The following is a 25,026-nucleotide window of genomic DNA, read 5'->3' as shown; positions in this document are numbered from 1 at the left end:
GCGAGTCATCAGACTCGCTTCTCACAGGCTATCGTGCAACCTTATTTTTTAGCTGCGAAACGTGCCGCTGCTTCGTCCCAGTTCACTACGTCCCAGAACGCTTTGATGTAGTCCGGGCGACGGTTCTGGAATTTCAGGTAGTAAGCGTGTTCCCACACATCCAGGCCCACGATTGGGAAACCAGACGCGCCAGAAATCGCTTCACCCATCAGCGGGGAATCCTGGTTCGCGGTAGAAACCACAGCCAGTTTGTCACCTTTCAGTACCAGCCATGCCCAGCCAGAACCGAAACGGGTCGCTGCTGCTTTTTCAAACTCAGCTTTGAAGTTGTCCACGGAACCGAAATCACGCTCGATAGCGGCTTTCAGATCGCCCTGCAGAGTGGTGCCGGTTTTCAGGCCTTTCCAGAACAGGCTGTGGTTTGCGTGACCGCCAGCGTTGTTACGCAGAACGGTTTTCTTGTCTGCTGGCAGTTGATCCAGTTTGGTGATCAGCTCTTCAGCAGACAGGTTGGCGAATTCTGGCAGGCTTTCCAGCGCCGCATTCGCGTTGTTCACGTAAGTCTGGTGGTGTTTAGTGTGATGGATTTCCATCGTCTGCTTGTCAAAATGCGGTTCCAGTGCGTCATAGGCATACGGCAGGGATGGCAGTGTATAACTCATAATCCTCTCCATTATTGTCGGGCGGCACAGCTGTTAATGCCGCGTAAGCAGTTGGTTCATTATAGTTAATTAAATGATATTGAAAATGATTATCAATGCCGTACTTTTTATAAGGTTATCCATTTTTGTGCCAATGCCGAATTTGTGAGTCTGCTCACGTGGTTAACGCGCTGATTGCCATGGACAAGAAAAGTGCGGCAACCTTCTGAAGGTTCGCTCGCCGCTTAATTTTTACACTCATCGGGTCGGAGGGAAGCCACCGGCCTATAAAAACGATGAGGACGTAAAAATGAATCATGCGATTACGATGGGTATTTTCTGGCATTTGATAGGCGCAGCCAGTGCAGCCTGTTTCTATGCCCCGTTTAAAAAGGTCAAACATTGGTCATGGGAAACTATGTGGTCCGTGGGCGGTACGGTTTCCTGGCTGATCCTGCCATGGACCATCAGCGCCATGCTGTTGCCCGATTTTTGGGGGTACTTCTCCTCCTTTAGCGCCTCCACGCTCCTGCCGGTCTTTCTGTTCGGCGCGATGTGGGGCATCGGCAATATCAACTACGGTCTGACCATGCGCTATCTCGGGATGTCGATGGGCATCGGGATCGCCATTGGTATCACCCTGATTGTCGGCACGCTGATGACGCCAATTCTGAACGGTAATTTCGACGTGCTGATCAACACCAAAGGCGGCCAGATGACGCTGCTGGGCGTGCTGGTAGCGGTGATTGGCGTGGGGATAGTCACCCGCGCAGGCCAACTGAAAGAGCGCAAAATGGGCATCCGCGCCGAAGAGTTCAACCTGAAGAAAGGGCTGATTCTGGCGGTGATGTGCGGCATTTTCTCCGCCGGGATGTCTTTCGCCATGAACGCCGCCAAACCGATGCACGAAGCCGCAGCAGCGCTGGGCGTGGACCCGCTCTATGTCGCCCTGCCGAGCTACGTGGTGATTATGGGCGGCGGTGCGCTGGTGAACCTCGGCTTCTGCTTCATTCGTCTGGCAAAAGTGAAGAACCTGTCGGTAAAAGCCGACTTCTCACTGGCAAAACACCTGATCATCACCAACGTGCTGCTGTCGGCGCTTGGCGGCCTGATGTGGTATCTGCAGTTCTTCTTCTACGCCTGGGGCCACGCCAGCATTCCACCGCAGTATGACTACATGAGCTGGATGCTGCACATGAGCTTCTATGTGCTGTGCGGCGGGATTGTGGGGCTGGTGCTGAAGGAGTGGAACAACGCGGGACGGCGTCCGGTGAGCGTGCTGAGCCTGGGCTGCGTGGTGATTATTATTGCCGCCAACATTGTTGGCCTCGGCATGGCGAACTGATCACGCCGCTTTTCGACTGTGATGACGCCACTGAACCGGCGTCATCCCCACCTCGCGGTTAAACACCACGGAAAAGTAGTTACTGTCCTCAAAGCCACAGCGCGTCGAGACTTCACTCACCATCAGTTCCGTATGTTGCAGCAGATACTGCGCGTGGCAGATACGCAGCTGGCGCAGATAGTGGTTCACCGTCATCCCCGTCTGGGTGCGGAACTGCTGGCGCAAGGTGCGCTCGCTGCACTGCTCCTGCTCGCAGAATTTCTCCAGCACAAAGCTGCGATTCAGGCTGCCCGCAAGCGTCGTAATCAGCTTATCAAGCAGCGCTTCCTGCGCCGTGGCAGAAGGGTTATCCGTTGCGTAGCGATAGCGTTTGAGGGTCATCACCAGTTGGGCAAACAGCAGTTCGGCCATCTCGTTCGCCCCCGGCTCGGCCTTCTGGCTCTCCTGTTCAAGCTGGGTGATGACGTGGCGTACCTGAGTCATGCCGTTGCTACTCAATCGCCAGTGCGGCGCGGTGTGCGCCTCATTAAACCCGGGAATATGCCCCGCCCAGTCGACGTTGAGCTTTAGCCTGTCCGGGCAGTAAATCACGTTCTGCAAAACCAGGTCGTTGACCGAGGCGTAGGAGTGTTTATCTTCCGCGCGGATATAAAACAGATCGCCGCGGGTGATGCGGTAGGGGCGGTCATTGAGGACGTGCAAACCGTTGCCGCGCCACACCAGCACCAGCTCGCAAAACTCGTGCGTGTGCTCGGCAAAGACGTTTTGCGGATAGCGATCGGCCACCGCGACAGCCTGCCCGGCACTAGCAAAAAAATCGGATTTGCGAAGGATTAACGGAGCGCCCACAACTCACCTCAACAGCTAATAACCTGACATTATTAGCTGTTTTACGGCAAAAAAACGGTGATTCTCCTCGCGTTACTGAAGTGACGCATCCCGGCCCTGACGAATTTCGCGCGGCGACCAGCTGAATTCACGACGGAACAGCGTCGAAAAGTGGTTACTGTCGCCAAATCCGCAGCGATAAGCGATATCCGTCACGCTATCGTCCGTATGACGCAGCAGGTGCCGCGCTTTGATCAGGCGCAGCCGGTTGAGATAGCGCTGCGGCGTCAGGCCCGTGTGCTGCTTGAGCTGACGATGCAGCGTGCGCAGGGAAAGGGAAAAATTATCAGCCACTGTTTCCCAGCACACCTCTTCCGCGAAGTGTTCTTCCAGCCAGGCCATCATCAGATTAAGGCGCGCATCGTTGTTTTCGGCCCCTTCCACCAGGCTGCTGCGACGCAGCAGAACCAGCAGTTGCATGAACAACAGTTCACGGCTGGCGCGCGTATGCGTTTCCGCATTTTCCTCTACCGTTTCCATCTGCCCCACCAGCTGACGCACCTGCTGAAGGGTGGACTGATTCACTCGCCAGTGCGACGGATAGTGCCCATCCTTCTCCTGCGGCAGAAGTTGGTTCAGCCCGGAGAGAAACTGGAACGCATCCGGTGAACGGTAGAGCACGTTGGTCAGGCACAGGTTATCCGTATGTTCATACAAGTGCCGATCGTGGTCGCGCACAAAGCACACGGTTCCACCGCTGATGGTGTAGGGCTGGCCGTTAAACACGTGAATGCCCGTACCGTGCTCAACAATCACAATCTCATGAAAATCATGATGATGTTCAGGAAAAGCCGCCTGAGGAAGCCGTGGTTCGATCGCCACTGGCGAACTTCCGTGAGGGAAAAAATCCACGCTGTGCAGTACGGTCATATCGGCCACCACCAATGAGAAATGTTCTCAAAATAGTAATTAAGGGCCGGGTTTCTCACCTTCAATTTTCGACACCAAAGCGTGCAAAGCCTGTCAGTTTTTCAAGAAACAGCGGGAAAGATCCGGAAATGCGGCAACGGTCACATGGGCTGAAATCCCCGTCATAACAGGAAACTGTGAACTTCCTCACGTTCATCTTTGCTTTCTTGCCAGCGCGCGATTTTGCCTGTCAGTGGCAAGAAGGTGCGTTTTTCTTCCCTTTCTTAGACTGTTTCGCAATGACTCCAAGAAGGACCGAATTATGACCTCTCGCCATTGTGTGGCTGTCGATTTAGGTGCATCCAGCGGGCGCGTGATGCTTGCCAGCTATACGCCTGCACAGCGCGCACTTTCGCTTCGTGAAATCCATCGCTTCGGTAACTGCCTGCAAAAGCAGGACGGCGTCGAGACCTGGGACATTGACAGCCTGGAGGCGGAAATCCGCACTGGCCTGAACAAAGTCTGCGACGACGGCATTCTGATCGACAGCATCGGGATTGATACCTGGGGCGTCGATTTTGTGCTGCTCGACCGCCACGGCGAGCGCATCGGCCTGCCCGTCTCCTATCGCGACAGCCGGACCGATGGCGTGATGGCCCGCGCCATTGATCAGCTCGGTAAAGCCGATATCTACGGGCGCAGCGGCATCCAGTTTTTACCCTTTAACACCCTCTACCAGTTGCGTGCTCTGGTGGAACAGCAGCCAGAACTGGTGGCGAACGTCGCCCACGCGCTGCTGATCCCGGATTACTTCAGCTATCGCCTGACGGGCAAGATGAACTGGGAATACACCAACGCCACCACCACCCAGCTGGTGAATATCAACTCCGATAACTGGGATGAAAACCTGCTCAACTGGACGGGCGCTTCCGCCAGCTGGTTTGGCACGCCGACCCACCCCGGCAATGTGATCGGTCACTGGATTTGCCCGCAGAAGAATGAAATCCCGGTCGTCGCCGTCGCCAGTCACGATACCGCCAGCGCGGTGATTGCCTCTCCGCTGGCAGACCACGACGCGGCCTATCTTTCGTCAGGCACCTGGTCGCTGATGGGCTTTGAGAGCAAAACGCCTTACACCTGCGAAAAGTCGCTGGCGGCAAACATCACCAACGAAGGCGGCGCGGAAGGCCGCTACCGGGTGCTAAAAAATATCATGGGGCTGTGGCTGCTCCAGCGCGTGCTGAAAGAGCTGAACGTCACTGACCTGGCGCGCCTTATCGCCGACACAGAAAAACTGCCGGCCTGCCGCTTCGTGATCAATCCGAACGACGACCGCTTTATCAATCCGCACAACATGAGCGATGAAATCCAGGCCGCCTGCCGTGAGAGCGCACAGCCCGTGCCGCACAGCCCGGCGGAACTGGCGCGCTGCATTTTTGACAGCCTCGCCTTGCTCTACGCCGACGTGCTTAACGAGCTGGCGGCTCTGCGCGGCAAACCGTTCAGCCAGCTGCACATTGTCGGCGGCGGTTGCCAGAACCAACTGCTAAACCAGCTTTGCGCCGACGCCTGCGGCATCACCGTGGTCGCCGGCCCTGTTGAGGCCTCGACGCTCGGCAATATCGGCATTCAGCTGATGACCCTGGACGAGCTTTCCAACGTTGACGATTTCCGAACGCTGGTGACGAACAACTACCCGCTCACCACGTTTACCCCTAATCCCTGCCATGAAATTGCCCGCTATCAGGCGCAGTTTCAGCAAAAACGACTGACAAAGGAGCTTTGCGCATGACCACTCAACTTGAACAAGCCTGGGAACTGGCTAAACAGCGTTTCGCCGCCGTGGGCGTGGATGTAGAAGAGGCGCTGCGTCAGCTCGACCGTCTGCCGGTCTCCATGCACTGCTGGCAAGGCGATGACGTCGCGGGTTTTGAAAATACCGGCGGCGCGCTGACGGGCGGCATCCAGGCGACGGGCAACTACCCTGGCAAAGCGCGCAATGCCACCGAACTGCGAGCCGATCTGGAGCTGGCGCTCAGTTTAATTCCGGGACCAAAACGCCTGAACCTGCACGCGATTTATCTCGAATCCAGCGAGCCGGTCGCGCGTAACGAAATCAAACCGGAACACTTTAAGAACTGGGTGGAGTGGGCAAAAGCCAACAAACTGGGTCTGGATTTTAACCCGTCCTGCTTCTCGCACCCGCTGAGCGCCGACGGTTTTACCCTCTCCCATTCCGACGACGAGATTCGCCAGTTCTGGATCGACCACGTCAAAGCCAGCCGCCGCGTTTCAGCGTATTTCGGTGAACAGCTCGGCACGCCGTCGGTGATGAACATCTGGATCCCGGACGGCATGAAAGATATCACCGTTGACCGCCTGGCTCCGCGCCAGCGCCTGCTGGACGCTCTCGACGAGGTGATCAGCGAAAAACTGAACCCGGCGCATCACATTGATGCGGTGGAGAGCAAGCTGTTCGGCATCGGCGCTGAGAGCTACACCGTGGGCTCCAACGAGTTCTACATGGGTTACGCCACCAGCCGCCAGACGGCGCTGTGTCTGGATGCGGGCCACTTCCATCCGACTGAGGTGATCTCCGACAAAATCTCCGCCGCCATTCTGTACATCCCGCGCCTGCTGCTGCACGTGAGCCGCCCGGTTCGCTGGGACAGCGACCACGTGGTCCTGCTGGATGACGAGACTCAGGCCATCGCCAGCGAAATTATTCGCCACGATCTGTTCGACCGCGTGCATATCGGTCTCGACTTCTTCGACGCCTCGATCAACCGCATTGCGGCGTGGGTGATCGGTACTCGCAACATGAAGAAAGCCCTGCTGCGCGCGCTGCTGGAGCCGACGGCGGCCCTGCGCGCGCTGGAAGAGCAAGGTGACTACACGGCGCGTCTGGCGCTGCTGGAAGAGCAGAAATCCTTGCCGTGGCAGGCCGTGTGGGAAATGTACTGTCAGCGCAACGATGCGCCAGCGGGCAGCCAGTGGCTGGACAACGTGCGGGCGTATGAGAAAGAGGTGTTAGCGACTCGCAGCTAAAACAGCACCCGGCGGCGCTTCGCCTGCCGGGCTTACGAACACTTGTCAGCGGGGATCGCTACGCGTCGCCCGACATTTTCAAAGGAATCACAAGACTATGCACACCATCACCAACGCCTGGTTCGTCCAGGGCATGATCAAAGCCACCACCGACGCCTGGCTAAAAGGCTGGGACGAGCGCAACGGCGGCAACCTGACCTTGCGCCTGGATGAAGCCGACATTGCGCCGTTCGAAGCGGATTTCCACCCGAAACCGCGCTATATCGCCCTGAGCCAGCCGATGCCGCTGCTCGCCAATACGCCGTTTATCGTCACCGGTTCCGGCAAATTCTTCCGCAATGTGCAGCTCGATCCGGCAGCGAATTTAGGTGTGGTAAAAGTGGACAGCGACGGCGCGGGCTACCACATTCTTTGGGGGCTGACGAACGAAGCGGTGCCGACCTCTGAACTCCCGGCGCACTTCCTCTCCCACTGCGAGCGTATCAAAGCGACGGACGGCAAAGACCGCGTGATCATGCACTGCCACGCGACCAACCTGATCGCCCTGACCTACGTGCTGGAAAACACCACGGATTTCATCACCCGCAAACTGTGGGAAGGGAGCACCGAATGTCTGGTGGTCTTCCCGGACGGCGTGGGCATTCTGCCGTGGATGGTGCCAGGCACCGATGAAATCGGCGAAGCCACCGCGCAAGAGATGCAAAAACATTCCCTGGTACTGTGGCCATTCCACGGTGTCTTCGGCAGTGGCCCGACGCTTGATGAAGCCTTTGGCCTGATCGACACCGCTGAGAAGTCGGCTGAAGTGCTGGTTAAGGTCTATTCCATGGGCGGAATGAAACAGACCATCACTCAGGAAGAGCTGATTGCGCTGGGTAAACGCTTTGGCGTCACCCCGCTGAAATCGGCGCTAGAGCTGTACAAATAAAAACATCGCGCCCCGCTCATTGAGACGGGGCGAAAAAACACCTGCAAACCCTACACAACACTCAATTCAGTGGAGTAAAAGCAATGAAAATAAAGACAAGCTTAATCCTCACCGTTGCCGCTCTGGCGTTGTCCGGTTCCGCTTTAGCAGAAGTAAAAATCGCCCTGGTGGCGAAATCTCTCGGAAATGGATTCTTCGAGGCAGCGAACGTGGGCGCGCAGGAGGCCGCCAAAGAATTGGGTGATGTGAAAGTCATTTATACCGGCCCGACCACCACCACCGCCGAAGCGCAGATCGAAGTGCTGAACGGTTTGATCGCGCAGGGGGTGGATGCGATCGCCATCTCCGCGAACGATCCCGATGCGCTGGTGCCGGTGCTGAAAAAGGCGATGCAGCGTGGGATCAAAGTGGTTTCATGGGATTCCGGCGTGGCAAAAGCCGGGCGTCAGATCCACCTGAATCCCTCTAATAACGCGTTGATCGGTGAAACCAACGTTAAGCTGGCCGCCGATGCGCTGAAAGCCCTGAACGTCGAAAAAGGCGACGTGGCGGTGTTAAGCGCCACCCCGACCTCCACAAACCAGAACACCTGGATTGCCGAGATGAAAAAGGTGCTGCCGCAGTATCCGTCCGTCAATCTGGTCACCGTAGCCTATGGCGACGATCTGTCGGATAAGAGCTACCGCGAAGCGGTTGGCCTGCTGAAAACCTATCCCGATCTGAAAGTGATCGTCTCCCCGTCGTCGGTCGGTATCGTGGCTGCCGCACAGGCGGTGAAAGACCAGGGCAAAATCGGCAAAGTGTATGTGACGGGGTTAGGCCTGCCGTCTGAAATGGCCGGCGCGGTGAAATCCGGGGCGAGCAAAAGCTTCGCGATCTGGAACCCGATCGATCTGGGTTACGCTGCCACCTATCTAGCCGACGACCTGGTGAAAGGTACCGCCACCAAAGATGAAGCCAGCATGGGTAAACTGGGCAAAGTGAAGCTCGATGCCGACGGCAGCGGCGCGATGGCTGAGCCGTTCGTCTACGATGCGAGCAATATTGATAAGTTCTCAAAAATCTTCTGATGCGTTTTGTAGGCCGGAGAAGCGTTGCGCCATCCGGCCCACAAGATCCCCTTTGATGGAGAACTCTCATGAACGCATCCACACCGCTGCTGGAGCTTAAGGGCATCACCAAGGTTTTCCCTGGTGTGCGCGCCCTTGAGAACGTACAGCTTGAGCTTTGGCCCGGCAAAGTCACCGCCCTTATCGGTGAAAACGGCGCGGGAAAATCGACGCTGGTCAAAGTGATGACCGGGATTTATCAGCCCGAAGAGGGCGAAATCCTCTATAAAGCCATCCCCATTCATCTCCCGACGCCGGAATCGGCACACAGAGTCGGGATTACCGCTATTCATCAGGAAACCGTGCTTTTTGATGAGCTGTCGGTGACCGAAAATATTTTTGTCGGCCAGTATCTGCATAAAGGCTTTTTCAGGAAGCTCGACTGGCCGGAGATGCACCGCCGGGCGCAGGAGATCCTCACCCGCCTGGAGGTGCAAATCGACCCGCGCGCGACGCTTAAAACGCTGAGTATCGCCCAGCGACATATGGTGGCCATTGCCCGCGCCCTGTCGTTTGAGGCGCAGGTGGTGATCCTCGACGAACCCACCGCCGCCCTGTCGCAGCATGAAATCCTCGAGTTTTACCAGATCGTTGAGCGCCTGAAACAGGAAGGCAAAGCGATCCTGTTTATCTCGCACAAGTTCGACGAAATTTTTGAGCTGGCGGATCACTACACCATTTTGCGCGACGGCGTGTTCGTCGGCGCAGGGGCGATCAACGACATCACCGAAGAGCGGATGGTGGCGATGATGGTAGGCCGGGCTATCACTCAGACCTTCCCGAAAGTGGCGTGCGAAAAAGGGGCGACGGTGCTGGAGGTCAAAGACCTCTGCCATCCGACCGAATTCGCGCACATCTCATTCTCCCTGCGCAAAGGCGAAATCCTTGGCTTTTACGGGCTGGTCGGGGCCGGGCGTACCGAGCTGATGCAGGCGCTCTCCGGCGTCACGCGTCCCTCCTCCGGCGACATCGTGCTGAACGGTCAGGCGCAGAATTTCCGCCAGCCGGCTGATGCCATCCGCGCGGGGATTGTCTGCGTGCCGGAAGAGCGGCAGAAGCAGGGAGCGATTATCGAACTGTCGATTGCGCAGAACATCAGCCTGCCGCAGCTCAGCAGGCTCAATCCCGGCGGAGTGTTAAATCAGGAGCGCGAATGGGCGCTGGCCGATGAATACGCCAGACGGCTGCAGGTGAAGGCGTTTAGCTGGAAACAGCCGGTCGAAACCCTCTCCGGCGGCAATCAGCAAAAAGTGGTGATCGGCAAATGGCTTGCGACGCATCCTGAGGTGATCATCCTCGATGAGCCGACAAAAGGTATCGATATTGGCTCGAAAGCGGCCGTTCATCAGTTTATGTCCGAGCTGGTTGGACAGGGGCTGGCGGTGATTATGGTGTCGTCGGAACTGCCGGAAGTGATGGGCATGGCCGACCGTATCATCGTGATGCACGAAGGGCTGATGGTGGCGGAATACCCGGCGGGCGGGGCGACGGCGGAAACCATCGTCAGCGCGGCCAGCGGTGCAAAACAGGAGGCCGCGTAATGGTGAAGCAACTCCTGAAACACCGCGAAGCCCTGCTGGGGGCGGTGATTGTACTGATGATCATTGCCATCGGCAGCCGCGTGCCGTCGTTTATCGCACCGGGAAACCTGGTGGAGATGTTTAACGACACCTCGATTCTCATCATTCTCGCCCTCGGCCAGATGATGGTCCTGCTGACCAAAGGCATCGACCTGTCGATGGCGGCCAATCTGGCGCTGACGGGGATGATTGTCGCCCTGATTAACTTCCATTATCCCGCCGTGCCCGTCTGGGCGCTGCTGATTCTGGCAACGGCGCTCGGCCTGTTGATGGGCGTCATCAATGGCCTGCTGGTGTGGAAACTGGGTATTCCGGCGATTGTGGTGACGCTCGGCACCATGAGCATCTATCGCGGGATTATCTTCCTGCTCACCGGCGGTGGCTGGGTGAACTCCAACCAGATGGGCGCGGATTTTCTCGCCCTGCCGCGCGCGTCACTGCTCGGTCTGCCCGTTTTGAGCTGGTGCGCGATTGCGGCGCTGCTGCTGGTCGGCTATTTCCTGCGCTACAGCCGCACCGGGCGCGCCCTTTACACCGCAGGCGGCAACGCCACGGCAGCGTATTACACGGGGATCAACGCAGGCAAAATGCAGTTCGTCAGCTTCTGCCTGTCAGGTGCGCTGGCCGGATTCTGCGGCTATCTGTGGATCTCACGTTTCGCCGTCGCATACGTCGATGTCGCCAACGGCTTTGAGCTGCAGGTGGTCGCCGCGTGTGTCATCGGCGGCATCAGCACCATGGGCGGCACGGGCAGGGTGTTGGGCTGTCTGTTTGGCGCGCTGTTCCTTGGGGTGATCAATAACGCGCTGCCGGTGATTGGCGTCTCTCCGTTCTGGCAGATGGCGATTTCCGGGACGGTGATCGTGATTGCGGTGCTGCTCAATGAACGCGGCAACAAACGCAAAGGACGGCTGATCCTGCGCGATGCGGCGCTGGCGCGTCAGAAACAGGCGGTGAACTCATGAGCAAAATGATGACTACGGAAGAGATTAAAAATCGTCCGGCCGCGACGGGGATTTTCCAGCGTCTGCTGTGCTGGGAGGGCTTCCTGCTGGCGGTAACGCTGGCGGTGTTTATCGTCAACGCCCTCGCCTCGCCCTATTTTCTCGATATCTGGAACCTTTCTGACGCAACGTTCAACTTCACCGAAAAAGCGATCATCGTGCTGCCGATGGCGATGCTGATCATCGCCCGTGAAATCGACCTGTCGGTGGCATCGACCATCGCGCTCAGCTCGACAGCGATGGGCTTTTGCGCGGCGGCGGGTGTAGATACGCCGCTGCTGGTCTGCGTGGGATTAGGCGTCGGGTTGCTGTGCGGGCTGTTCAACGGCTTTCTGGTCACGCGCTTTAACCTGTCGTCCATCGTGATCACCATCGGCACCATGAGTTTGTATCGCGGCATTACCTACATTTTGCTCGGCGATCAGGCGCTGAACACCTGGCCCGAGAGCTTCGCCTGGTTCGGGCAGGGCTACGTGTGGGGCGCGCTGTCGTTTGAATTCGCGCTGTTTATCCTGCTGGCGGCGGTGTTTGCCTTCGTGCTGCATCGCACCAATTTTGGCCGCCGGACGTACGCCATCGGCAATAACCCGACCGGGGCGTGGTTTTCAGGTATCAACGTGAAGCGCCACAACTTGATGCTGTTTGCGCTGGTCGGGCTGATGTCGGGGCTGGCCTCGGTGCTGCTCACCTCGCGCCTTGGCAGTACGCGCCCGACGATTGCGATGGGCTGGGAACTGGCGGTGGTGACGATGGCGGTGCTCGGCGGCGTCAATATTCTCGGCGGCTCCGGCAGCATGGTGGGCGTGATTATCGCCGCCTTCCTGATGGGCCTGGTGACTTTTGGCCTGAGCCTGCTCAACGTGCCCGGCATTGTGATGTCGGTGATTATCGGCGCGATGCTGATAGTGGTGATTTCGCTGCCAATTATCACCCGCCGGATTATGCAGCGAAGACGGATCTAATGCCGGGTGGCGCTTCGCTTATCTGGCCTGCCTGACCGCAGGCCCCGCAAGCGTCGCGCCGCCGGGCATAAAAATCACAGTAATTAAGGAGAATTATCATGAGTTTTATGTTGGCACTTCCCAAAATCAGCCTGCACGGCGCGGGCGCGATCGGCGATATGGTCAATCTGGTGGCGAGCAAACAGTGGGGCAAAGCGCTTATCGTCACTGACGGACAGCTAGTGAAAATGGGGCTGCTCGACAGCCTGTTTACCGCCCTGGACGCCCATCAGATGTCGTATCACCTCTTTGATGAAGTGTTCCCGAATCCGACGGAAGCGCTGGTCCAGAAAGGGTTTGCGGCCTATCAGAGCGCCCGCTGCGATTACGTCATCGCCTTCGGCGGCGGCAGCCCAATTGATACGGCGAAAGCGATTAAAATCCTCACCGCCAACCCTGGCCCGTCGACCGCCTATTCCGGCGTCGGCAAAGTCAAAAACGCCGGTGTGCCGCTGGTAGCTATTAACACTACAGCAGGCACCGCGGCGGAGATGACCAGCAATGCGGTGATCATCGACAGCGAGCGTCAGGTGAAAGAGGTGATTATCGACCCCAATATTATCCCGGATATCGCCGTGGATGATGCCAGCGTGATGCTCGATATCCCCGCCTCTGTCACCGCCGCAACGGGGATGGACGCCCTGACGCACGCCATCGAAGCCTATGTTTCCGTCGGCGCTCACCCGCTCACCGATGCCAACGCCCTCGAAGCGATTCGCCTGATCAGCCTCTGGCTGCCGAAAGCCGTCGATGACGGGCACAACCTCGAAGCACGCGAACAGATGGCATTCGGCCAGTATCTGGCAGGCATGGCGTTTAACAGCGCCGGATTAGGGCTGGTTCACGCGCTGGCGCATCAGCCGGGGGCGACGCACAATCTGCCGCACGGTGTCTGCAACGCCATCCTGCTGCCGATCATCGAAAACTTTAACCGCCCGAATGCGGTGGCGCGTTTCGCCCGCGTGGCGCAGGCGATGGGCGTGGAGACGCGCGGGATGAGCGATGAAGCGGCCAGCATGGAGGCGATCAACGCCATTCGCGCCCTGAGTACGCGCGTCGGTATTCCTTCTGGCTTCAGCCAGCTTGGCGTGACCAAAGCGGATATCGAAGGCTGGCTGGATAAAGCGCTCGCCGATCCGTGTGCGCCTTGTAACCCACGCACTGCCAGCCGCGACGATGTGCGCGAGCTGTATCTGGAGGCCCTATGATCCGCAAAGCCTTTGTGATGCAGGTGAATCCTGACGCTCACGAGGAGTATCAGCGCCGCCACACCCCGATCTGGCCGGAGCTGGAATCGGTGCTGAAAGACCACGGTGCGCACCATTACGCCATTTATCTCGACAAGGAGCGCAACCTGCTGTTTGCCAGCGTTGAGATTGAATCGGAAGAGCGCTGGAACGCGGTGGCGAATACCGACGTGTGCCAGCGCTGGTGGAAACACATGCGCGATGTGATGCCCGCAAACCCGGACAACAGCCCGGTGAGTGCGGAGCTGAAAGAGGTGTTTTTCCTCGAGTAACCGTTCACGCTGCCGCACTCGCGGCAGCGTTTTTCTTTATTTAGCTATTTAGCTATTTAGCTTGCCTCCAGCGTGCTACGTCCGGCCGCGATTTGCTGCCTGCTGCTCAGCGTAAACGCCGAAATCACCGTCACCGCCAGCACAATGCATCCGAGCATCAGATAGGTGTCCTGGAAGCCGATCCGGTCATACATATTCCCTGCAAACGCCGACAGGAAAATGGCCGCCGACTGTTTGGCAAAGTTAAAGCCAATCAGATAGATGGTCGCAGACAAGCGGGTATCAAACACGCCAGTGATGTATTTAAACGCCCCCACCAGCAGGAAGGGCACTTCCAGCGCGTGAAGCATTTTCAGGGCGATGACTTCCGTCACGGTAGTGGCGAAGGACGAGCCGATAATGCGCGTGGCCATAATCAGCCCGGCAATCAGCAGGGTGTTTTTCGCGCCGATGCGGTTAATGATCCACGGCGAGCAGAACATAATGATCGCGTTACAAATTTCTCCGGCCGTGGTCGCAAAACCAAAGGCGCGCGTCCCCTGTTCCGGCGTCGCAAAGAACGATTTAAAGAAGGTAGCAAACTGCTGATCAAACACGTCATACACGCAGGCCACGCCAACCACATACAAAATAAATATCCACATTTTGCGCTGGCGGAACAGGGTGAAGACGGTTTTGGCGGTGATTTGCGGCTGATTGGCGCCCAGCGCGTTCATCACTTCGGCGGTCTGGTTTGGCTTCGGTTTGGCGACCACCAGCAGGAGCATCAGCAACAGCGCCGCGCCTGAGCCCATCCAGAAAACAAACGACGGATCGATACTGAACAGCACGCCGCCCGTGGAGGCGCACAGCCCCCAGCCCAGGCAGCCGAACATCCGCGCTTTACCGTATTCGAAGAAGCTGTTGCGACTCACTCGTTCGATATAGGCTTCAATCGCCCCGGAGCCCGCCGAGAAGACAAAGCCGATATACAGCCCGCCGCTCAGCGCCCCGAGCCAGATATTTATTTTCAGCAGCGGCGCGAAGACGTAGAGGAAGAAGGGGGCGAACAAGAACAGTAAAATAGCGATGATCCATAACAGGTGCTTTTTCAGCCCCAGTTTGTCAGAGATCACCCCCAGCACCGGCTGGAACGCAATCGCCGAGAGCGAAATGCAGGAGAAAACAATCCCCGTATGGGTTTTATTCAGGCCGATGATATCCGACAGCCAGATCGGCAGGAACGGAAAGCAGGTGGCCATAATGAAGAAGTAGAGAAAGAAGAACGCCCCGAAAATCCAGAAATTGGGGTTGTCTTTGTGGGTACAGGCAGTCGTGTTCATTATTTTTATCCTCAACTCAGGGCCGGTCGCCCGGCCCATCACCCTTACACGCGTTCAACGCCAATCAGAATGGCGGTTTCCGGGTCCAGAATCGGCAGGACCAGTCCCGCCTGCATCAGCCATTCTCCGCTCACCGTTTGTGGCGCTTCCATCCATGCCGGGAGTTTGCGCATGGTGTGGCCCCCTTCGCCAGTGAGGCGGATATTTGGATGATCGAGCAAGGTGATGCGGTACTGCGCGTTCGCTGCAAGCCCCGGCATGCGCAGCGGCATCATCAGGGTGTAATCTGGCATCGCCAGTTGGCTGACAATAAACAGCCCCTGCCGTTGGTCTTCGCTCACTATACCCTGCACCTGAGTCGTGGCGTCCGGCATATCCACGCGCCACTGGGTGCCGTGGTGAATCACGTCGCGCCATTGCTTATGCAGCGCGGCGTAACGGCGGTAGCCTTCACGCTCGTGCTCATCGACGGTGAGCGGGTCCAGCTCAAGCCCCATGTGCCCAAACAGCGCGGTCAGCCCGCGAAACTCGATGCTGTGCTGGCGGAACGTGGCGTGGCATTTATGATGACCGATATGTGCGCCCATCACCTCCGGCGGGAAGAAGTAGCTCATTCCACGCTGGATGGTGTTGCGCTCCAGCGCATCGTTGTTATCGGATGCCCAGAAGCGGTGGCAACGGGTCAGGACTTCGTAATCAATGCGTCCGCCGCCGGACGAGCAGGATTCAAATTCCACGTGCGGGAAGCGCTGGCCGAGTGTCTCAAGCAGGCGATAATACTGGCGCGTTTGCGCGTCGGCAGCGGCTTTACCGAGATGGCCCGGCTGCACCAGCTCGCGGTTCATGTCCCACTTCACGTAGTCCACCGGATGTTCGCCCAGCAGCCAGCTCATGCGTTCCAGCAAATACTCAAAAGCTTCAGGAATATTCAGATTCAGCACCAGCTGGTGTCGCCCCGTCGCCTGCGGGTAGCCCGGCAGCGCCAGCACCCAGTCGGGATGCGCGCGGTAGAGATCGGAATCCGGGTTAATCATTTCCGGCTCCACCCAAATACCAAATTCCATGCCGAGATTTTTGACATGATTGATCACCGGCATCAGCCCGTTAGGGTATTTTTTTTCGTCGAGAGTCCAGTCACCCAGGGCGGCGTGGTCGTCGTTGCGCCCCTTAAACCAGCCGTCGTCGATGATGAAGCGTTCCACGCCGAGCGCCGCCGCTTCGTCGGCCATCCGCATGATGTAGTCCGGGTCGTGGTTGAAATAGATCCCTTCCCAGGTATTGAGGTGCACCGGACGCGGCTTGTTTTGCGGGAAGCGAATGATGTTCTCGCGCAGATAGCGGTGGAACTGCTGACTCATCCCATTCAGCCCCTGCGCGGAGTAGCTGGCGTACAATTTCGGCGTCCAGAGAGTTTCGCCTTCGGCAATCGCCATTTCGCCCGGCAGATAGAGCGCTTCGGCCTGCACGTAGCGGCGGCCATCGGTTTTCACTTCAGCCCGCAGGCGGTGGTTGCCGCTCCAGCCGAGATGCACGCCCCACACGTCGCCCTGCATTTCACTGAACGCAGGTGTGCCGGTCATCAGCGCCGGGAAGTGTTCGTGGGAGGTGCGCCCGCGCCGGTTTTCAATCACAAAACTGTCGTGCTCAAGGGTCAGGCGATGCGGCTGGAATTCGCGTATCCAGCGACCATGGAAAGCCATCACCTCTTTCGCGCGCTCCGAAACCGGCAGCGTCACGGCCAGCCGATCCACCTGCCACGGCTGCGCCCGCAGATTGGTCAGACCGTGTCGTACCACCAGCACGCCGCTCTCATCGAGGACGAGTTCGCTGGTCAGCCGCAGCCCGGCGTGCGCATCTTCTGCGGTAATCGTCAGGCTTTGACGCTGCTGTTCGACGGCAACGGTCCTGAACACCGGAGAGCCATCCAGCCCCTGGCGGTGGCCTTCAATGCCCGGCGCACCAAACAGACCGTGGCCCAGCTCGGCCATCAGCGTCACCGGGGTATCCACGTCCAGCCTGCCGTTAGCCACCGGGCGAACCAGGCTTTGCGCATCCTGCCGCGAAAAGTGGTGAAGGTGTGGCCCCCAGTAGACAATTTCGGCGAACGGGTGCGTTTTGATCACCACGTCTACCGTCGTGCTTTCGAGTCGTAAAATGGAATCTTGCATCGGACATCTCCTGTCATCGGATGTCCTGAGTGTTGATCCGAAACGTTTCGGATACCAACCCAAACGTTTCGGATCTGTGATCGACTTTAGAGTTTTGAGGTGATCTAGGCCGTCTGGCCTGGTGAAAATTCAGGCTGCCAGAGCACCTGAAGACGGGAGAGATCATCGCCATTGATGAGCTGGCGCACCATGTCGGCGATCTGCTTGCCCACGCCCTCGCGGGTGGACTGAATCACCGCTGCTACGTCGGCGTCGACAATGCTGTCCTGCGGCAGACCGTCATACACCACCAGCGAAACCGGGTCGCTGCCTGTCAGCCGCCCCTGCTGCGCCAGCGCCATTGCCGCGCCGTCGCCGTGGGTATTGCAGTCAGTCACAATCGCCGTCGGCGGGTTTGGCAGTGCAAGCAGCTCAAGCGTCGTGGTATAGCCCGCGCGGCGTGACGGCGGCATCGCGCGCAGCCATTCGCTGGATAACCCCGCTTCGCGCAGAGCGTCGAGATACCCGAGACGGCGCTGGGTGATAAACGCCTGATTATTACTTTCGCCCAGCAGGGCGATGCGCTGATGGCCCTTGTCGATCAGCCAGCGCGTGGCGCGATAGGTCCCGGCATAGTTATCAAAATCAAACCATGCGTAGGGTTTTGGCAACTGGCTGCGGCCCAGGGCGAGGAACGGAAAACCGGCGTCCTGAAGCTGCGCAAGACGCGGGTCCTGATCGAGGGTATGCGCGACAATCAGCGCATCCACACGGCGGCTTTGCACCATGCGCATGTAGCTGTGTTTATCGGCGAGGTCATCGTCGGCGATCAGCAGTAAATCAATCTCATGTCGCGCAAGTTCGTGGCTAATTTCGCCGACCATGTCCATAAAAACGCTGTTATTGAGCGGAACCGGATGCACGGGAAAAACCAGCCCGACGGCGTCGATTTTGCCCATTTTCAGGCGGCGGGCAAAGGTGTTTGGTCGATAGCCACGGCGCTGCGCTTCGGCTTCCACCCGCGCCCGGGTTTCGCGAGAAACGTCGTCATATCCGTTGAGGGCGCGGCTGACCGTCGTAACAGACAGCCCCAGTTCTTTGGCAATGGCTTTGAGCGACATGATTTTCCGTGTCCGAGAGGTTAGTTTTGTTCCGCCACTAAAAGCGCGTGGGTATCCGGTTCCAGCGCCTTGAAGATATGCGGTTGATCGGCGGGATAGCAAATGTAATCGCCCTCGCCCAGCTCTTCCGGAGCGTCAGTCAGGCCGATCAGCGCCCGTCCCTGGGTGACGATAATGTGCTCTACGGAACCCGGCGGATGCGGCTGCGAAATGCGGTCTGCACCCGGCTGGGTCATCAGCAGATAGACATCGCGGCGTGCGCCCGGCGGGCAGGCCGCCAGTAAAATCGCCTGATAGTTCGCCTGCTCGGCAATCACTTTGGTCCCCTCACCCCGGCGGATCACCTGAGTGGTGGGCTGCTGCGGCTCTAACAGGCGCGCAAACGGGATCCCCAGCGCCACGCACAGCGACCAGAGCGTTTCCAGGCTGGGATTGCCATTCCCGGATTCCAGCTGCGAAAGGGTGGATTTAGCAATCCCGGCGCGGCGTGCGATTTCCGCCAGCGACAGCCCGGTTCGCAGGCGCTCCCGCACCAGGCTTTTCGCGATCACGCTGATTGGCTGCGTCATAAAACGGCCTCTTGTTCTATAAATCGAACGAATCGTTCATCTTGAAAAACGATATTGATGCGTTCATTATAATGGATACTCGTTCGATATGGCTAAAAATGTATGAAGAACTCTCTCTCCTGTCTGAAAGGCGACACGGTCAAAGCGATCGTTCTGGTGTGTCTCGCCGTGGGCGTCGTCGGCATGTCCTACGGCTCGCTGGCGATGGCTTACGGCTTCCCGGTGTGGGTGCCGTTTGTGCTCTCCATTACCGTGCTCGCGGGCGCGTCGGAATTCATGTTTATCGGCATCGTGGCCAGCGGCGGTAATCCGCTTGCGGCGGCGGCGGCGGGTTTGCTGGTGAATGCCCGCCACGTTCCGTTCGGCGTTACGGTCCGCGAACTGGTGGGTAAGCGCGGCCTGAGCTTCCTCGGCTGCCACATCATGAACGACGAAAGCGTGGTGTTTGGTCTGTCGCAAAAAACCCCCGAGCAGCGCAAAGCCGCCTACTGGCTGTGTGGGCTAGGCGTGGCGATCATCTGGCCGCTGGGGACACTGCTGGGGGCGATGGTCGGCAAGCTGCTGCCTGCGCCTGAAACAATCGGTCTCGACGCCGTATTCCCGGCGATTTTGCTGGCGTTAGTCGTCCCGGCCTTTAAAAACCGCACGACGCTGATCCGCGCCTGCAGCGGCGCAGCGCTGTCGCTGGCCGCAGTGCCATTCGCGCCGGTCGGTTTGCCGGTGCTGCTGTCGTTACTGGGTCTGGCGACGAGGAAAAAATAATGGAAAACATGACCTTCTTTATTCTCGGCATTGCGATTTTGTCGGCGGGAACTTATCTGATGCGCCTCGGTGGTGCAAAGCTTGGCAACCGCCTGGCGCTGTCCGAACGCTCGCAAGCGCTGCTGTCGGATGCGGCAACGGTGCTGCTCTTTTCCGTGGCGCTAGCGACCACCTTCTACGAAGGAGAACACTTTGCCGGCATGGCGCGAGTCTTAGGCGTGGCCTTTGCCGTGTTCCTGGCGTGGCGCAAAGTGCCGCTGATCGTCGTGATTATCTCTGCTGCAGTCGTGACGGCGCTGTTGCGTGTGGCCGGTTTGCATTGATGAAAGAGATTCGCTCTCATGGCGCGCGAGTCGACAAGATCGCGTCATTTTTAGCGTTCTGTTGAGCGGAAAGATGGGCTACGAGGGGGGATGGCGTTACTGCGGAGAGGGGAAAACCTGTCCCTGCCCGGATGAGCAGGGGACAGTGGCTATGCTCTTATTTGTTCAGTTCAGCGGTCATGTGAACACGGTTACCTGAGAAAGCCTGGGTAATGGTGTAAGAAGCAGCACCGGCCTGTTCTGCCTGAGCGGCAATTTTCGCTTCTGCGCCGTCAATGGTCGAGGCGGTTGCGGTGACGGTCTGAGCAGCGAAAGAACCGAAAGAAGCGGCAAGAGCGATAACTGCAACAAAAGTTTTGATGTTTTTCATGATGTAAATCCTTCAGTAAGTTGTTTAGATAAGGCGTTGTGCCTTGATGTGATAATAATAGGCCTCATCATCAACAACTAAAAGCGGAAGGATTTGCTAAAGTCCTTCAAATTTACTGATCAATAATTAAACGCTGCGGATGCGTATAGATGGTGACGCGTCCCGGTTTGCAGAACCCCACCAGCGTCAGGTTGCAGCGCTGTGCCACCTCCACCGCCAGGGTGGTCGCCGCCGAGACGGCAAACAGAATTTCGACGCCACACATGGCCGCCTTTTGCACCATCTCATAGCTCGCCCGGCTCGATACCAGCGCCGCACCCTGCAGCCAGGTTTCGCTTTCTCCGGCGCGACGTCCCAGCAGTTTATCCAGCGCGACGTGACGCCCAACATCCTCATGACCGCCTGCAATATTCCCCGACGGAAGAACCCATGCGGCCGCGTGCGTACAACCGCTCAGCTGCCCTATCGGCTGGACGTCGTTGAGATGCTCCAGGGCGTGATCGAGATGTTTAAGATTGAAGGTCTGGGTAAACGGCAGCGGGACAATCGGCTTACCGATATCGTTCAGTTGCTCGACGCCGCATACGCCGCAGCCTGTGCGCCCGGCCAGCGCGCGTCGGCGCTCTTTCAGCCCCATAAAACGACGACTGGAGAGTTCAATTTGCACTTCCAGGCCGTTACAGACCTGAACGACATCCATGCCGAAGATCTCCTGCGGGTGTTCGATAATGCCTTCCGAAAGCGAAAAACCGATCGCGAACAGCTCAAGATCTTTGGGCGAGGCCATCATCACGACGTGGGAGATACCGTTGTAGACCAGGGCAACAGGCACTTCTTCCGCCAGAAAATCGGGGATTCCGTGGGTAATGTGAGGGGGTCTGTGTACCACTTGTTCCACCACGCCCGCAGGCAAGGGAGATGAATGGGTATCACGATTCTGTTTTGACACAACGGTATTCCTGAGCAACCACGAAGGTGAGCCTGCTATTGCATCATAAACCGCAGGCCGTGCGCATAGTATGGATCAACTTTTCGGCAGCCATACCCCACAAGTTTACCTACTCATTTGGGAGTGGCACAACAGACGCGCTGATACACGCCTTTAACAAGCCAGGGTCACAATGTGATCAATGTCACACTTTATAATCATCAGAGTGATAATACGTTCACTTTGTATTAACCGCACCGGAACAGGCTTACCGACATTGTGGTATTCTGAAATCATATCCCTCGTGGAATTGAGGGAATACATCAAATTTTAAGCGTTATGGTTGTTTTGCAATCATGCGCAAAAACAATAACCTCCCTAAATAGTTCGAGTTGCTGGAAGGCGGCAATTGAGCGAATCCCCAGACGCTTACCTACGTAAGCGGCTGAGTAAGAGAACGCACCTGCAGCGCGAAATATGAAGAGGGAGCAATGTCGTAAACAAGGAGTGACCCATGCAGGTCAGCAGAAGGCAGTTCTTTAAGATCTGCGCTGGCGGTATGGCAGGCACGACGGCAGCGGCGCTGGGCTTTGCCCCTGGTGTAGCGCTGGCGGAAACGCGGCAGTACAAACTGCTGCGCACCCGTGAAACCCGTAATACCTGTACGTACTGCTCTGTCGGTTGTGGGCTGTTAATGTATAGCCTCGGCGACGGCGCGAAAAACGCTAAAGCATCCATCTTCCATATCGAAGGTGACCCGGATCATCCGGTCAACCGTGGTGCGCTGTGCCCGAAAGGGGCCGGTCTGGTGGACTTTATCCATTCCGAAAGCCGCCTCAAATTCCCGGAATATCGCGCCCCTGGCTCCGATAAATGGCAGCAAATCAGCTGGGAAACGGCATTTGACCGTATCGCCAAACTGATGAAAGAAGACCGTGATGCGAACTTTATCGCGCAGAATGCCGATGGCGTCACCGTTAACCGCTGGCTCTCCACGGGCATGCTTTGTGCCTCCGCATCCAGCAATGAAACCGGGTATTTAACCCAGAAATTTACGCGCGCACTCGGTATGCTCGCGGTCGACAACCAGGCGCGTGTCTGACACGGACCAACGGTAGCAAGTCTTGCTCCAACATTTGGTCGCGGTGCGATGACCAACCACTGGGTCGACATCAAAAACGCTAACCTCATCATTGTGATGGGTGGAAACGCGGCAGAAGCGCATCCGGTGGGATTCCGCTGGGCGATGGAAGCCAAAATCCACAATGGCGCGAAACTGATTGTGATCGATCCCCGCTTTACGCGTACAGCGTCAGTGGCGGATTTCTACACCCCTATTCGCTCAGGTACTGACATTACTTTCCTGTCAGGCGTATTGCTGTACCTGATGACCAACGAAAAATATAACCGTGAATATACCGAGGCTTACACCAACGCCAGCCTGATCGTGCGTGAGGACTATAGCTTTGAAGACGGTCTGTTCAGCGGTTACGACGCCGAAAAACGCAAATACGACAAAACCAGCTGGAACTACGAGCTGGACGAAAACGGCTTTGCGAAACGCGATACCACCCTTACCCACCCGCGCTGCGTGTGGAACCTGCTGAAAACGCACGTTTCCCGCTATACGCCGGACGTGGTCGAAAACATCTGCGGCACGCCGAAAGCCGACTTCCTGAAAGTCTGCGAGTACATCGCCGAAACCAGTGCTCACGATAAAACCGCGTCGTTCCTTTACGCGCTGGGCTGGACGCAGCACTCCATCGGGGCGCAGAACATCCGCACCATGGCGATGGTTCAGCTGCTGCTCGGCAATATGGGGATGGCAGGCGGCGGCGTGAACGCCCTGCGCGGTCACTCCAACATTCAGGGTCTGACGGACCTGGGCCTGCTGTCGCAGAGCCTGCCGGGCTACATGACGCTGCCAAGCGAAAAACAGACCGACCTCCAGACCTATCTGACCGCCAACACGCCGAAACCGCTGCTGGAAGGCCAGGTGAACTACTGGGGCAACTACCCGAAATTCTTCGTCTCGATGATGAAAGCCTTCTACGGCGATAAAGCAACAGCAGAAAACAGCTGGGGCTTTGACTGGCTGCCGAAGTGGGACAAGGGTTACGACGTTCTGCAGTATTTCGACATGATGCACCAGGGCAAAGTGAACGGCTATCTGTGCCAGGGCTTTAACCCGGTCGCCTCGTTCCCGAACAAGAACAAGGTGGTGGAGTCGCTGTCGAAACTGAAATTCCTGGTGACGATTGATCCGCTCAATACCGAAACCTCGACCTTCTGGCAGAACCACGGTGAATCGAACGACGTCGATCCAGCGAAAATTCAGACGGAAGTGTTCCGCCTGCCATCCACCTGCTTCGCCGAAGAGAACGGTTCTATCGTCAACTCTGGTCGCTGGCTGCAGTGGCACTGGAAAGGTGCGGACGCCCCGGGCATCGCCATGAACGACGGCGAGATTCTGGCCGGTATCTTCCTGCGCATGCGCAAGATGTACGAAGCCGAAGGCGGCGCGACTCCAGAGCAGGTTCTGAACATGACCTGGAACTACTCAACGCCTGAAAATCCTGCCCCTGAAGAGGTGGCGATGGAGAGTAACGGTAAAGCGCTGGCGGATGTGGTTGATCCGGCCACCGGCACCGTACTGGCGAAGAAAGGCGATCAGCTGAGCACCTTTGCGCATCTGCGCGACGACGGCTCAACCGCCAGTGGCTGCTGGATCTTCGCCGGAAGCTGGACGCCGAAGGGCAATCAGATGGCGAACCGCGACAACGCCGATCCGTCGGGCCTCGGCAATACGCTGGGCTGGGCGTGGGCGTGGCCGCTGAACCGCCGCATTCTGTATAACCGTGCTTCCGCAGACCCGCAGGGTAAACCGTGGGATCCAAAACGCCAGCTCCTGAAGTGGGACGGCGCGAAATGGGGCGGCGTGGATATTCCGGACTACAGCGCCGCCGCACCGGGCAGCGATGTCGGGCCGTTTATCATGCAGCCAGAAGGCATGGGCCGCCTGTTTGCCATTGATAAGATGGCTGAGGGTCCCTTCCCGGAACACTACGAGCCGTTTGAAACGCCGCTGGGAACCAACCCGCTGCACCCGAACGTGATCTCAAACCCGGCCGCCCGTATCTTCAAAGGCGATTTTGAAGCGCTGGGTAAAAAAGATAAGTTCCCGTACGTCGGCACCACGTACCGTCTGACCGAGCACTTCCACTACTGGACCAAACACGCGCTGCTTAACGCCATCGCGCAGCCGGAACAGTTCGTGGAGATCGGTGAGAAGCTGGCGAACAAGCTCGGCATCGCGCACGGCGATACGGTGAAAGTCTCCTCTAACCGTGGCTACATCAAAGCCAAGGCGGTGGTGACCAAACGTATTCGCACGCTGAATGTTCATGGGCAACAGGTGGATACCATCGGCATCCCGATTCACTGGGGTTACGAGGGCGTGGCGAAGAAAGGCTTTATTGCCAACACCCTGACTCCGTTCGTCGGTGATGCGAACACGCAGACGCCGGAGTTCAAAGCCTTCCTGGTAAACGTGGAAAAGGTGTAACGGAGAC

Annotated in this window: 22 protein-coding genes; 13 read left to right on the top strand and 9 right to left on the bottom strand. The window is 57.7% G+C overall.

Going from position 1 to position 25,026, the window contains the following annotated elements; translation table 11 throughout:
- Positions 1-41 precede the first annotated feature (41 nt).
- Positions 42-662: a superoxide dismutase [Mn] gene (gene sodA, locus F153LOC_RS20135; RefSeq protein WP_010436906.1), complete on the bottom strand. Its 621-nt coding sequence runs from the start codon at positions 660-662 to the stop codon at positions 42-44.
- A 289-nt stretch (positions 663-951) separates the two neighbouring features.
- Between sodA and rhaT the strand changes: the two genes are divergently transcribed.
- A complete protein-coding gene (gene rhaT, locus F153LOC_RS20130) occupies positions 952-1,986 on the top strand; it encodes an L-rhamnose/proton symporter RhaT (RefSeq protein WP_102105684.1) in 1,035 nt (344 codons plus the stop codon).
- Here rhaT and rhaR read toward each other — a convergent pair whose 3' ends face one another.
- Both rhaR and rhaS (F153LOC_RS20120) read right to left on the bottom strand, forming a co-directional pair.
- Positions 1,987-2,835 (bottom strand): HTH-type transcriptional activator RhaR, encoded by an 849-nt coding sequence (gene rhaR / locus F153LOC_RS20125; protein ID WP_102105685.1) that lies wholly within the window; start codon positions 2,833-2,835, stop codon positions 1,987-1,989.
- A 72-nt stretch (positions 2,836-2,907) separates the two neighbouring features.
- The gene (gene rhaS / locus F153LOC_RS20120) at positions 2,908-3,744 is read right to left on the bottom strand and encodes an HTH-type transcriptional activator RhaS (protein ID WP_100778356.1); all 837 of its coding nucleotides are present in this window, start codon (positions 3,742-3,744) and stop codon (positions 2,908-2,910) included.
- A gap of 301 nt (positions 3,745-4,045) precedes the next feature.
- Between rhaS (F153LOC_RS20120) and rhaB the strand changes: the two genes are divergently transcribed.
- From rhaB to rhaM, 9 genes are all read left to right on the top strand, one after another.
- A complete protein-coding gene (gene rhaB, locus F153LOC_RS20115; RefSeq protein ID WP_102105686.1) occupies positions 4,046-5,515 on the top strand; it encodes a rhamnulokinase in 1,470 nt (489 codons plus the stop codon).
- On the top strand, positions 5,512-6,771 hold the full coding sequence (gene rhaA, locus F153LOC_RS20110; RefSeq protein ID WP_100778354.1) for an L-rhamnose isomerase: 1,260 nt from the start codon (positions 5,512-5,514) through the stop codon (positions 6,769-6,771). The genes rhaB and rhaA overlap by 4 nt, the downstream gene beginning before the upstream one ends.
- 97 nt (positions 6,772-6,868) lie before the next feature.
- A complete protein-coding gene (gene rhaD / locus F153LOC_RS20105) occupies positions 6,869-7,699 on the top strand; it encodes a rhamnulose-1-phosphate aldolase (RefSeq protein WP_102105687.1) in 831 nt (276 codons plus the stop codon).
- An 83-nt stretch (positions 7,700-7,782) separates the two neighbouring features.
- The gene (rhaS, locus tag F153LOC_RS20100) at positions 7,783-8,769 is read left to right on the top strand and encodes a rhamnose ABC transporter substrate-binding protein (RefSeq protein ID WP_100778352.1); all 987 of its coding nucleotides are present in this window, start codon (positions 7,783-7,785) and stop codon (positions 8,767-8,769) included.
- Between the two features lie 68 nt (positions 8,770-8,837).
- A complete protein-coding gene (locus F153LOC_RS20095) occupies positions 8,838-10,349 on the top strand; it encodes a sugar ABC transporter ATP-binding protein (RefSeq protein ID WP_102105688.1) in 1,512 nt (503 codons plus the stop codon).
- Complete coding sequence (locus tag F153LOC_RS20090) at positions 10,349-11,353, top strand: ABC transporter permease (RefSeq protein WP_102105689.1); 1,005 nt, start codon at positions 10,349-10,351, stop codon at positions 11,351-11,353. Before F153LOC_RS20095 ends, F153LOC_RS20090 begins: the two co-directional genes overlap by 1 nt.
- The gene (locus F153LOC_RS20085) at positions 11,350-12,354 is read left to right on the top strand and encodes an ABC transporter permease (protein WP_102105690.1); all 1,005 of its coding nucleotides are present in this window, start codon (positions 11,350-11,352) and stop codon (positions 12,352-12,354) included. The genes F153LOC_RS20090 and F153LOC_RS20085 overlap by 4 nt, the downstream gene beginning before the upstream one ends.
- 98 nt (positions 12,355-12,452) lie before the next feature.
- Entirely contained in the window at positions 12,453-13,601 is a 1,149-nt protein-coding gene (fucO, locus tag F153LOC_RS20080) for a lactaldehyde reductase (RefSeq protein ID WP_100778348.1), read from the top strand.
- The gene (rhaM, locus tag F153LOC_RS20075; RefSeq protein ID WP_100778347.1) at positions 13,598-13,912 is read left to right on the top strand and encodes an L-rhamnose mutarotase; all 315 of its coding nucleotides are present in this window, start codon (positions 13,598-13,600) and stop codon (positions 13,910-13,912) included. The genes fucO and rhaM overlap by 4 nt, the downstream gene beginning before the upstream one ends.
- Positions 13,913-13,968: 56 nt before the next feature.
- On the opposite strand, the gene F153LOC_RS20070 is transcribed toward rhaM, so the two are convergent.
- From F153LOC_RS20070 to F153LOC_RS20055, 4 genes are all read right to left on the bottom strand, one after another.
- Positions 13,969-15,234 (bottom strand): MFS transporter, encoded by a 1,266-nt coding sequence (locus F153LOC_RS20070; protein WP_102105691.1) that lies wholly within the window; start codon positions 15,232-15,234, stop codon positions 13,969-13,971.
- Between the two features lie 44 nt (positions 15,235-15,278).
- Positions 15,279-17,402: an alpha-galactosidase gene (locus F153LOC_RS20065; protein WP_102105692.1), complete on the bottom strand. Its 2,124-nt coding sequence runs from the start codon at positions 17,400-17,402 to the stop codon at positions 15,279-15,281.
- Between the two features lie 104 nt (positions 17,403-17,506).
- Positions 17,507-18,502 (bottom strand): LacI family DNA-binding transcriptional regulator, encoded by a 996-nt coding sequence (locus F153LOC_RS20060; protein WP_102105693.1) that lies wholly within the window; start codon positions 18,500-18,502, stop codon positions 17,507-17,509.
- A 20-nt stretch (positions 18,503-18,522) separates the two neighbouring features.
- On the bottom strand, positions 18,523-19,071 hold the full coding sequence (locus F153LOC_RS20055) for a helix-turn-helix domain-containing protein (RefSeq protein ID WP_100778343.1): 549 nt from the start codon (positions 19,069-19,071) through the stop codon (positions 18,523-18,525).
- Between the two features lie 102 nt (positions 19,072-19,173).
- Here F153LOC_RS20055 and F153LOC_RS20050 point away from each other — a divergent pair, with 102 nt between their 5' ends.
- Positions 19,174-19,833 (top strand): AzlC family ABC transporter permease, encoded by a 660-nt coding sequence (locus tag F153LOC_RS20050; RefSeq protein WP_102105694.1) that lies wholly within the window; start codon positions 19,174-19,176, stop codon positions 19,831-19,833.
- On the top strand, positions 19,833-20,156 hold the full coding sequence (locus tag F153LOC_RS20045; protein WP_100778341.1) for an AzlD domain-containing protein: 324 nt from the start codon (positions 19,833-19,835) through the stop codon (positions 20,154-20,156). The genes F153LOC_RS20050 and F153LOC_RS20045 overlap by 1 nt, the downstream gene beginning before the upstream one ends.
- 157 nt (positions 20,157-20,313) lie before the next feature.
- Here the strand turns inward: F153LOC_RS20045 and F153LOC_RS20040 are convergent, their stop codons facing one another.
- Together F153LOC_RS20040 and fdhD are read right to left on the bottom strand one after the other, a co-directional pair.
- Complete coding sequence (locus F153LOC_RS20040; protein WP_100778340.1) at positions 20,314-20,526, bottom strand: YdgH/BhsA/McbA-like domain containing protein; 213 nt, start codon at positions 20,524-20,526, stop codon at positions 20,314-20,316.
- A 112-nt stretch (positions 20,527-20,638) separates the two neighbouring features.
- Complete coding sequence (gene fdhD / locus F153LOC_RS20035; protein WP_102105695.1) at positions 20,639-21,475, bottom strand: formate dehydrogenase accessory sulfurtransferase FdhD; 837 nt, start codon at positions 21,473-21,475, stop codon at positions 20,639-20,641.
- Between the two features lie 493 nt (positions 21,476-21,968).
- Between fdhD and fdnG the strand changes: the two genes are divergently transcribed.
- Positions 21,969-25,019: a formate dehydrogenase-N subunit alpha gene (gene fdnG, locus F153LOC_RS20030; protein ID WP_100778338.1), complete on the top strand. Its 3,051-nt coding sequence runs from the start codon at positions 21,969-21,971 to the stop codon at positions 25,017-25,019.
- Positions 25,020-25,026: the final 7 nt, after the last annotated feature.

It is taken from the genome of Lelliottia sp. F153, from assembly GCF_002870005.1.
Lineage (GTDB): Bacteria > Pseudomonadota > Gammaproteobacteria > Enterobacterales > Enterobacteriaceae > Enterobacter > Enterobacter nimipressuralis.
The sequence above is the reverse complement of the archived record's forward strand: the minus strand, read 5'-3'. Positions and strand labels throughout refer to the sequence as shown.